Raw genomic sequence first — 9,165 nt, forward strand, 5'->3', positions numbered from 1 at the left:
CATCAGGCGCGGAACTCATCGAGGCGCGGGAATAAAATCCCATTCAGACGCCGGATAGATTCAAGCAAGCCAATTTATCGTCAAAATCGGTGTTGCAAAAACGGGAGTGACCATAGATTCCGTTTGCCAAGCGGCCCCCATATTGAATGGCTGACGGTACTGGATTTCGATGAGATAAAAATAGACCGTATTTTTATTGCCAATATTGATGACCCGGTGAAGCGAGCGCTACTTGTTTCTGTGGTGAAAGGGTTACGTGGTACTGGCAAACCACTGGTGTTTGAAGGGGTGGAAACGCCAGGACAGTTTGAATTCGTCCGTTCTCTTGGCCCCGGTTACCTAGTTCAGGGCTGGTATACCGGAAAACCCGAAACAATATCTGCGATGAATATTCAGGGTTAAAACGATACGGGGCCCGGCCCGTATCGGCAACCCGACCCGTCAGCGTATCGCTTTCTGTCTGAAGCCGGTTCAGGTCGGCTTCTATCTGCGCGATGCGGCGGGAGATTTATTCAGAACGACTGCCGAAGTTCATCCGGCGAAGCTTATCCAGCTGCGCCTGCAGATGGTCTATTTCGCGCTCCCGGTCGGCCTGCTTTTCCAGCAGGGCGCGGTTCAGCGCTTCCTGTTCGGACAGGCGCTGTTTCAGCAGAAGGATGTCGTCAGGGGGAGGTGTTGTTCATAAGCCCGCATTTTACCAGGCTTATTCAACGACAACCAGGATAAAGAGGCCTACAACATGGTCAGGGACGTAAGCAGTCTTTTAGGCTGCCGCCAGTCGATGCCTTCCAGAAGCATTGCCAGCTGCGCCGGGGTCAGGAACACTTTGCCATCGCGGGCAGAGGGCCAGGCGAAGCGGCCGCGTTCCAGCCGTTTGGTCAGCAGGCACAGCCCGTCGCCGGTGGACCACAGCAGTTTGACCTTACTGCCGCTGCGGCCCCGGAAGATGAAGACATGGCCGGATATCGGGTCATCTTTCAGCATCGTCTGCACCTTTGCGGCGAGACCATTGAAGCCGTTGCGCATGTCGGTGATACCGGCAACCAGCCAGATTTTGGTGCCTGTTGGCAGGTGGTTATCACTTCCTTTATCTGTCCTGTGATGATCCTTATGACTTCGCCAGACTACTTCACCACACACATGGGTCTGCCAGATACCGGTTCGGGATGGATTTCCGCTTCTACGCTGAACACCGTCTTTAGAAGCTCTGGTTTCATCACTGCTTCCGGAGCACCTTGCGCCATCACGCGACCGCTTGCCAGTACCACCAGATGATCGCAATAGCGGCTGGCCTGATTCAGATCGTGGAGTACCGTCACTACGGTTTTCCCCTGCCTTTTGAGTTCAACCATCAGGCGCATCAGTTCAACCTGATGATTGATATCGAGGTAGGTCGTAGGCTCATCAAGAAGAATGAGTGGCGTATCCTGTGCCAGCACCATCGCCAGAAACGCACGCTGGCGCTGGCCGCCGGAAAGCTGGGTTAACCTGCGGTCAGCCAGATTGCGCGTCCGGGTCTGACTCATTGCCACGTTGACCCGCTCGTTGTCTTCCGCGGAGAGTCGCCCCCACAACGACAGCCACGGGCTGCGGCCGTAGGAAACCAGTTCCCGTACAGTGATCCCCTCGGGGGATAAATGGTGTTGCGGCAGTAAAGCCAGGCGGCGAGCCAGCTGGCGGGCGGAAAAACCGGCTATGGGTTTTTCATCAAGCAATATCTCGCCAGAGTCTGGTGTTAACAGGCGAGAAAAACAGTTCAACAGCGTCGATTTCCCGCAACCGTTAGGGCCGAGCAGGGCCGTGATTTTTCCGGCAGGCAGGGCGAGAGAAAGTCCATCCAGCACGGTTTGTGCGCCATAGCTGACGGTCAGATTTTCAGTACGTAATCTCATTTATCGCATTCTCACAAGCAGCCAGACAAACCACGGTGCGCCGATAATGGCGGTCAGCACGCCTGCCGGAAGCTCCAGCGGCGGATGAATGATTCGTGCCAGCAGATCGGCAATGACCAGCAACAACGCGCCCGTCAGGGCCGAAACGGGCATCAGCCAGCGGTGACGCCCGCCGGCGATCCTGCGCACCATGTGCGGCACGACGAGACCAATAAAACTTATCGGGCCACAGACGGCCACGCCGGTTGCTGTCATCGCGACAGCCAGCATCAGCCCCTGGAACCGGGTGCGCTGAACCGACACGCCGAGCGTGGCTGCTCGTGCATCGCCCAGCGCTAGCAGGTCGAGATCGCGACAAAAGCGCAGGCTCAGCGGCAAAAACAGAATGAGCAACGGCACGGCAATCTTCACAAAGTGCCAGTCGCGCCCCCATAAGCTACCCGTCAGCCACAGCAGGGCACTGTTTACATCCTGCGGGTGCAGGAGCATCAGGTAATCCGTCAGGCTCGCCCAGCAGGCGGAAAGCGCCACGCCGGTGAGCGCCAGCTTCATCGGCTGGTGGGTCTTTGCCAGCATCTTCAGCAAGATCAACCCCGCCATACCGCCCGCAAAGGCCAGCAGCGGCAGCACCATCACGGATAGTGATGGCATAAGAAGCAGTGCTCCCACAGAGGCAAGGCTGGCGGCATGGTTAATGCCGAGAATATCCGGTGATGCTAGCGGGTTACGCACAATCCCCTGTACCAGCACGCCCGCCACGGCGAGGGCTGCACCGACAAACAGTGCCAGCAGCAAGCGCGGCAGTCGGTACTCCATCAATACATAATAATGCTCGCGTCCGTCCTGCCAGTCGGTCAGCAGCGCGCGCCACGGCACGGGGATCACCCCCATATGGAGTGATAACAGCGCACAACCTGCCAGGGCAAGGGTGATGAAAATGACCAGCGCAATTTTCATCCTCGCCTCCTCACCAGCCAGACAAAGCAAGGACTGCCAATCAGCGCCAGCACTGCGCCTGCGGGCAGATCGCCGGGGAAGGCCAGCGCGCGTGCGAGTACATCTGCCATCAGCATCAGCGTGGCCCCCAGCAGCATGCTCACCGGCAGTACGTTGCGCTGATCGAAGCCTGCCCAGAAGCGCGCCAGATGTGGCACCAGCAGGCCGATAAACGCCACCGGACCTGCCACACTGACGCACGCGCCAACCAGAAGCAGCACTAACATATTGATGATCAAACGTAGTCTCGGCAGGTTCACTCCCAGCGTATGGGCGGTACTGTCGCTGACGTTGAGCAGGTTCAGTTGATTCGCCAGCAGCAACACGACAGGGACTGCAGTGACCACCACCGGCAAGAGCTGCCAGACATCCTGCCAGTGGGCGTGGGACACTCCGCCTGCCAGCCAGTAAAAGATGCCGTAAGCATGATCTTCGGCCAGCAGCAGGGTGATGCGGGTCAGGGCCATACAAAAGGCCGACAGCGCGATACCCGCGAGGATCAGTTTGTTTCTGTCCTGGGTATGACGAAACCCGCCTCCTGCGGTCATGACCAGCAGCCAGCTCACGCCGCCCCCGCATGCCGCGATGAACGACAGGGAATAGCCTGCAACCGGCGTCGGACTCAGCGCGCTGGTAAGCGCCATAGCCAGCGCCGCGCCGCTGTTAATGCCGAGCAGTGAAGGAGAGGCCATTGGGTTGTGGGTCAGGGTTTGCAGCAGCGTGCCCGCGAGCGCCAGGCTTGCGCCGATCAGAACGGCGACCAGGCTTCGCGGCAAACGAAGGTTTTGCACCAGCGCTTCTGGTAGCGTTGGCGTGTGTCCAGGCAGCAGGGCGCGGATTGCGTCTGCTCCGGAAACAGGAATGGCCGAGTAGCAAAACAGACTCAGCCAGAAAATAATAATAAGTACTGCAACGGGAAGCCCCCACAGCAGCACCGGGTGTTTTAGCGCGGTCATTTCACATCGGTAAGCGGCTGATGGTGGAAGATTTTTACCGTGTCAGCGGCAATACGCTCTGCGGCAAAAATACCGCGCATCCGCGCCCAGGCGTTACTGTCGACTGAAGCAACCTGCTGCTTCTGCGCGGCGGTTAATATCTGCCAGAGCGGATCTTGTTGCCAGCGTTTAACAATGCTCTCTTCGCGATAGTGGGCAACCAGCAGCCAGGCAGGATTGACCGCCAGCAGTTGCTCCAGGCCGATGGACGGCATGGACGCGCCCGCCATCGCAGCGGGAACGTTCAGCCCCAGAGAAGCCAGCACGCTGCCGGTCCAGGTCTCCTGGGTATGCAGGTTGAATAGCTGTTCGCGTGATGTGCCAAAGGCCACGCGTGTCCCTGTGGGAAGCTGGCTGGACCACTGCGCCATCTTCTCTTTATGTTGTTCCAGACGCGCCTGCATCTCTCGTTTTTTACCTACCACTTCGCCGATGATAGCCGCTGAGTGCAAATTTTCAGCGTAGGTTTCGTTGCGGGACTTAAGCAGCAGTACCGGCGCGATTTGCTGCAAGGCAGTGTAAATCCCCGCATGGCGACTGCTGTCGGCAATGATCAGGTCTGGTTTCAGGGCAGCAATGGCTTCCAGGCTCGGCTGCGCGCGCGTTCCGACGGACTGCCACGGTTTCAGGTGCGCACGCACTTCGGGCAGGATGCGTTTTGCATCGTTATCGTCGGCAATACCGATCGGGCTGACGTCCACGGCGGCCAGCGCATCGGCGAACGAGAGTTCCAGCACCACAATCCGTTGTGGCGTTTTATCGAGTGTAAACGTGCCGTGTTCGTCCTGAACCGTGGCGGCAAAGGCGTGGCCGATCACCAGCAGCAGGCCTGCAAAAAGAAAACGGATAAATGCCAACATAGTCACATTCCAGCTAAAAGCCCGGCAAGCCGGGCGTTAACACATCAGAACTTCAACGACCCCTGCATATACAGCGTGCGCGGCTGGCCTGCGTAGATGCCTTTGTTGTTGTCGTCATAAGAGCGGATGAAGTAGTCCTGGTCGAAGATGTTTTTCACACCGAACGCCAGGTTCAGATCTGCCATCTGCGGGCCAAAGTCATACGCCACGCGTGCGCCCCAGAGCATGAAGCCGGGAATGCGGCCGGTACTGCCGTCGGCGCTCTCTTTCACCGTATTGGCGTTATCCGCAAACTGGCTGGACTGGAAATCGCTGTTCAGATTGAACGTCCAGTTGCCCGGCTTGTAGTCCACGCCCAGCGTGCCTTTATGTTTCGGGGAGAATGGCACCTGATTGCCATAGGTGTCGCCTTTCTCGCGGATTTCCGCGTTCACATACGCATAGCTGGCGTAGACGGAAACGTTATCAAGCGTTGGCGTTAGCGTACCCAGGTCGTAACGTGCCTGCGTTTCCAGCCCGGTATGGCGCGTTTTGCCACGTGCAGTGACGGTGTCGTTGGTCTGGTTGGAGTCGTACTGATTGTTAAAGTTAATCAGGAACAGCCCCATTTCCGCCGTCAGCGCGCCGTCATCGTAGCGGGTACCGAGTTCCCAGGTTCGCGCTTTTTCCGGTTCCACATTGCCGCTTTGCACAGCCTTGCCAATCTGGCTGTACTGTACGGTGCCGAACGAGCCTTCAGTGTTTGCATAAAGATTCCAGCTATCAGTCAGGTGATAGAGCACGTTCAACGCCGGAAGCGGTGCGTTATAGCTCACCTCTTCGTGCGTGCCTTTGATGGCGTTGTTCTGGTATGACTCGATATGTTCGAAACGCATACCCGGCGTGATGGTCCAGTTGCCGATGTCGATTTTGTCATCCAGATACCAGGCGTGCGCCTCGGTGCCGGAACGCGTGTCGCGGTCGTAAGGGCTTGAGCCGGACGGCAACTGCCCGCTGCTGGTGGCGGTGTAGTAACGCATTTCATGCGTTGATTCATTCACATAGCGATAGCCCACGCCCACTTCGTGCGCGGAAGGGCCGATCATAAAGCTCTGGCTGTAGCGTGGCTCAATACCGCGCACCCAGTAGTTACGCGGCGAGAGGGTGATGCGTTTGCCTTGCTCCAGGTAGCCGCTGCGCAGGGTTTGGGTGTAGAACCCCTGAATGTTGAATTTATGCTGGCTGTCCGGCTGGAACTGGTAGCCCAGGCTCGCCAGCTTGCGACGGCCCCAGAAGCGGTCATACGGGCGGGTGGATTGCCAGCGATCGGCGTCGTAATCCGCGCGGGACAGGCCGCCGGGCATGTCGGCTTCACCATCGTAATATTGCAGCAGGCTGTTGAAGGTGTGCACCTCATTCGGCGCATATTTGCTTTTCAGCATCAGGTCGTCGATGCGGGTGGCGCTGTGCTCGCGCCAGTCACTGCCGCGCGTGCCGGAGTAGAGCAGCGCGGTGCCAAAACCGTTGTCCGCTGTGCCGCCCACCATCAGGTTGTGCGTCTCTTTCGGGTTGTTTTGTGAAGAGGTTGGGCTGAGCTGACCTTCCACCCCCGCCTCGATACCAAAGTCCTGCGGAATGGCGCGGGTAACAAAGTTCACCACGCCGCCCACGCTCTGCGGTCCGTAACGCACCGCACCACCACCGCGCACCACGTCAATGGCATCCATGTTGCCGAGCGAAACGGGAGCCAGTGAAAGCTGCGGCTGACCGTAAGGGGCAAAGGGGACGGGGATGCCGTCCATCAGGACGGTCGAGCGGCTGGCGAGGCGTGGGTTCAGGCCCCGGATGCCAAAGTTCATCGCCAGGTCGTGGCTGCCGGTGCCGTTGTTTTCCGGCGCGCTGACGCCAGGGATGCGGTTAAGCACCTCACGCATGGTGGTTGCGCCGGTTTTGGCGAAATCCTCACGGCGGATCACGTCACGCGCGCCAGCATGTTCAAATACGTCGTTTTCACGCGCATCGCCCAGCCAGTCGCCGACCACGGTCAGGGCATCTTCTTTTGGCGCGGGCGCGGTCTCCAGCGTCCAGCTGTTATTTCTCAGCGGTTTTACCTGCAGTCCGCTGCCGTCCAGCAGTTGTTGCAGGCCGCTCTCGACGTCGTAATCTCCGTGCAGGCCGTTGCTCTGCTTGCCGCGCGTCAGGCTGGCGTCAACCGAGAGGGTAATTCCGCTGTGTGCGGCATACTGATTGAGCGCTTTGTCGAGCGATCCCGGTGCGATATCAACCTGTGCAGCAAAAGCGGAAAACGAGAGACCGGCCAGCGGCAGCAGGCTCAGGCGAATGGCGTTAACCAAAGGTGTTGTTTTACGAAAAACGCGTAACGGCGTCATACCTTCTCCATCATCATTTTTGTTGTGTTCAGCTATGAGTCGAACGAGAAGGGTAAAAAGGACAATCGAAATGAGAATTATTTTTCTTACAGCGGTGAAATGTTTATCCAGTACCGCGTAATAGACTGAATTTTAACGGGAAGCGTTTGAGCGATAACGTTCAGGATCGCATCGGTATTTTTCAGCGGGAACGTCCCGCTCAGGCGCAGCCCGGCAACGGCGGGATCGCAGCGCAGCACGCCGTTGCGGTAACGGCTTAGCGTGGCTATCACCTCACCCAGCGGTTTATCGCTGAAGCTCAGGATGCCCTTCGTCCAGCTTGTACTCTCGTCATCCAGCGGTTTCACTGCGCCAAACTCAGAGGCGCTGAACTGCAGGCTTTCACCAGCGTTCACGATGCGTTTTTGCGCGGGGGCACTGGCGAGAAGCACTTCCACGGCGTGCTGCTGCACGTCAAGCTGCGTGAAATTATCCTGCTGGCGGACGGTAAATTCTGTCCCTAAAGCGGTGAGTTGGCCCTGACGGGTCAGGACGCGGAAGGGGCGTTGCTGCGCATCTTTCGCGGTAGTAATGGCGATTTCACCGTACCAGAGCCGGACGGTGCGCTGATGCGCATCAAAACGCACATCCGCCGCGCTTTGGGTATTCAGCGTGAGCAGGGAGCCATCTTCCAGTTGCTGACGGCTGACTGCGCCTTTGGCGGTGCGGTAATCTGCCCGCAGACCTTCGCCGGTTTCCGACTGCCAGAGTTGCCAGCCTCCGCCAGCGCCGAGCAACAGCAGTAATCCTTTCATCACGTGACGGCGGGTGAGGCGGGTATCGTGCAGCGCCCGGCTGGCAACGTCGCCAGGCACACCGCCAAGCTGGTTGCGCAGGTTTTCAACCTGCTGCCAGGCCCACTGGTTATCCTGATCCTGTTCATACCACTGTTGCCAGCGCGCTTCCTGTTGTGGGCTGACGCGCTCGCCGCTTAGCACGGCATACCAGTGGGAAGCTGAACGCAGCGCCTGACGGCGGGAATCGGTTAACGAAGGATTCATAACCCATGCTCCAGACGAAACAGCAGGCAGTGCTCGACGGCTTTCGCCACGTATTTTTTCACGGAGCTGACGGAAACACCGAGTTTGTGCGCAATCTCGCTGTATGTCAGGCCATCCAGTTGCGAAAGCAGAAACGCTTCACGTGTTTTTCCGTTTAGCCCGTCCAGCATGCTGTCGACGAGTTGTAGGGTCTCGAGCTGGCTTTCGCGTTCCTCAGGTGAAGGCGCTACCCCCTCCGGCATAAGCGCCAGCATCTCCAGATACGCTTTTTCCAGCGCGTTTCGGCGAAACAGGTCCACCATCACGCGTTTGGCGATAGTGCACAGGAAAGAGCGAGGATCGCGGATCGTCGAGAGCGTTTCGCTGCTCATTACCCGCAAAAAAGTGTCCTGGGCAATGTCATCTGCATCAAAGGCAGACTGGAGTTTGCGCGTCAGCCAACTTTTCAACCAGCCGTGATGGGTGCCATAAAGCGACTCGAACGTTAAGGAAGCTGTGGAAGTGGCACGGTCAGACATGCGGAGTGCATCAAAAGTTAATTATCACGTAGCCATATTAATATGAGAATGGTTATCATTACAATTGGAAATAAAATTGTTTCCAATAAACATTTTTAACATGTTGTTTTTCTAAGTGTTATAAGGTAGGTATAAAATGGGATGGATCCTCTGCTTCTGGCATCTGTCGGTCAGAATGACATCATGATGTGGTCTGCTATTATTGACATCCTCCCCGCCCTTTAGGGCGGGGAGGATGTCAACTATGAGTGTTGCCTGAAATGTCGCCAGCCCCCGGTACAGCAGAAGTATCTCGGGCTTTCTGCGTTTGCTCCTGGTGGGTATGGCCCCCGCAAGCGGGGGTTATTGCTAACTGGGTAATGACTCAAAATTATTGATAGTGTTTTATGTTCAGATAATGCCCGATGACTTTGTCATGCAGCTCCACCGATTTTGTGAGCGACAGCGACTTCCGTCCCAGCCGTGCCAGGTGCTGCCTCAGATTCAGGTTATGCC

10 protein-coding genes and 1 pseudogene are annotated in these 9,165 nt (G+C 57.5%); 1 reads left to right on the plus strand and 10 read right to left on the minus strand.

Translation table 11 applies throughout. The annotated features are described in order from the left end of the window. A partial coding sequence (locus tag ACSIPU_RS29605; RefSeq protein ID WP_414190202.1) for an EAL domain-containing protein occupies nt 1–402 on the plus strand: 402 nt, incomplete at its 5' end. A gap of 22 nt (nt 403–424) precedes the next feature. Here ACSIPU_RS29605 and ACSIPU_RS29610 read toward each other — a convergent pair. The 10 genes and pseudogenes from ACSIPU_RS29610 to ACSIPU_RS29655 all read right to left on the minus strand — a co-directional run. Continuing rightward, nucleotides 425–683, minus strand: a pseudogene (locus tag ACSIPU_RS29610) (IS66 family transposase); the annotation flags it as partial. 49 nt (nt 684–732) lie between these two features. Continuing rightward, nucleotides 733–1,071, minus strand: coding sequence for an IS66 family insertion sequence element accessory protein TnpB (tnpB, locus tag ACSIPU_RS29615; protein WP_028018554.1), 339 nt, complete (start codon nt 1,069–1,071; stop codon nt 733–735). A 53-nt stretch (nt 1,072–1,124) separates the two neighbouring features. Beyond that, entirely contained in the window at nt 1,125–1,892 is a 768-nt protein-coding gene (gene fecE, locus ACSIPU_RS29620) for a Fe(3+) dicitrate ABC transporter ATP-binding protein FecE (RefSeq protein ID WP_004152282.1), read from the minus strand. Further along, a complete protein-coding gene (fecD, locus tag ACSIPU_RS29625; protein WP_004118246.1) occupies nt 1,893–2,849 on the minus strand; it encodes a Fe(3+) dicitrate ABC transporter permease subunit FecD in 957 nt (318 codons plus the stop codon). After that, nucleotides 2,846–3,844, minus strand: a complete 999-nt coding sequence (gene fecC, locus ACSIPU_RS29630) for an iron-dicitrate ABC transporter permease FecC (RefSeq protein ID WP_004118243.1) — start codon at nt 3,842–3,844, stop codon at nt 2,846–2,848. Before fecC ends, fecD begins: the two co-directional genes overlap by 4 nt. Further along, nucleotides 3,841–4,743, minus strand: coding sequence for a Fe(3+) dicitrate ABC transporter substrate-binding protein FecB (fecB, locus tag ACSIPU_RS29635; protein WP_007898890.1), 903 nt, complete (start codon nt 4,741–4,743; stop codon nt 3,841–3,843). The genes fecC and fecB overlap by 4 nt, the downstream gene beginning before the upstream one ends. Nucleotides 4,744–4,787: 44 nt before the next feature. Beyond that, a complete protein-coding gene (gene fecA, locus ACSIPU_RS29640) occupies nt 4,788–7,112 on the minus strand; it encodes a TonB-dependent Fe(3+) dicitrate receptor FecA (protein WP_007898891.1) in 2,325 nt (774 codons plus the stop codon). Nucleotides 7,113–7,198: 86 nt separating this feature from the next. Then, nucleotides 7,199–8,152 carry a ferric citrate uptake sigma factor regulator FecR gene (gene fecR, locus ACSIPU_RS29645; protein ID WP_004118237.1) on the minus strand — a complete coding sequence of 318 codons (954 nt, stop codon included), beginning with the start codon at nt 8,150–8,152 and terminating at the stop codon, nt 7,199–7,201. Continuing rightward, the gene (fecI, locus tag ACSIPU_RS29650; RefSeq protein WP_016151347.1) at nt 8,149–8,670 is read right to left on the minus strand and encodes an RNA polymerase sigma factor FecI; all 522 of its coding nucleotides are present in this window, start codon (nt 8,668–8,670) and stop codon (nt 8,149–8,151) included. Before fecI ends, fecR begins: the two co-directional genes overlap by 4 nt. A gap of 370 nt (nt 8,671–9,040) precedes the next feature. Beyond that, a partial coding sequence (locus ACSIPU_RS29655; protein WP_045265521.1) for an IS1 family transposase occupies nt 9,041–9,165 on the minus strand: 125 nt, incomplete at its 5' end.

It is taken from the genome of Klebsiella sp. HN106 (assembly GCF_051209435.1).
Lineage (GTDB): Bacteria > Pseudomonadota > Gammaproteobacteria > Enterobacterales > Enterobacteriaceae > Klebsiella > Klebsiella oxytoca.

What these genes read in the sequence shown, in the direction of transcription:
- fecR (WP_004118237.1), bottom strand. Translation starts at nt 8,152, where the DNA reads ATGAATCCTTCGTTAACCGATTCCCGCCGTCAGGCGCTGCGTTCAGCT.
- fecA (WP_007898891.1), bottom strand. Translation starts at nt 7,112, where the DNA reads ATGACGCCGTTACGCGTTTTTCGTAAAACAACACCTTTGGTTAACGCC.
- fecC (WP_004118243.1), bottom strand. Translation starts at nt 3,844, where the DNA reads ATGACCGCGCTAAAACACCCGGTGCTGCTGTGGGGGCTTCCCGTTGCA.
- fecI (WP_016151347.1), bottom strand. Translation starts at nt 8,670, where the DNA reads ATGTCTGACCGTGCCACTTCCACAGCTTCCTTAACGTTCGAGTCGCTT.
- fecD (WP_004118246.1), bottom strand. Translation starts at nt 2,849, where the DNA reads ATGAAAATTGCGCTGGTCATTTTCATCACCCTTGCCCTGGCAGGTTGT.
- fecE (WP_004152282.1), bottom strand. Translation starts at nt 1,892, where the DNA reads ATGAGATTACGTACTGAAAATCTGACCGTCAGCTATGGCGCACAAACC.
- fecB (WP_007898890.1), bottom strand. Translation starts at nt 4,743, where the DNA reads ATGTTGGCATTTATCCGTTTTCTTTTTGCAGGCCTGCTGCTGGTGATC.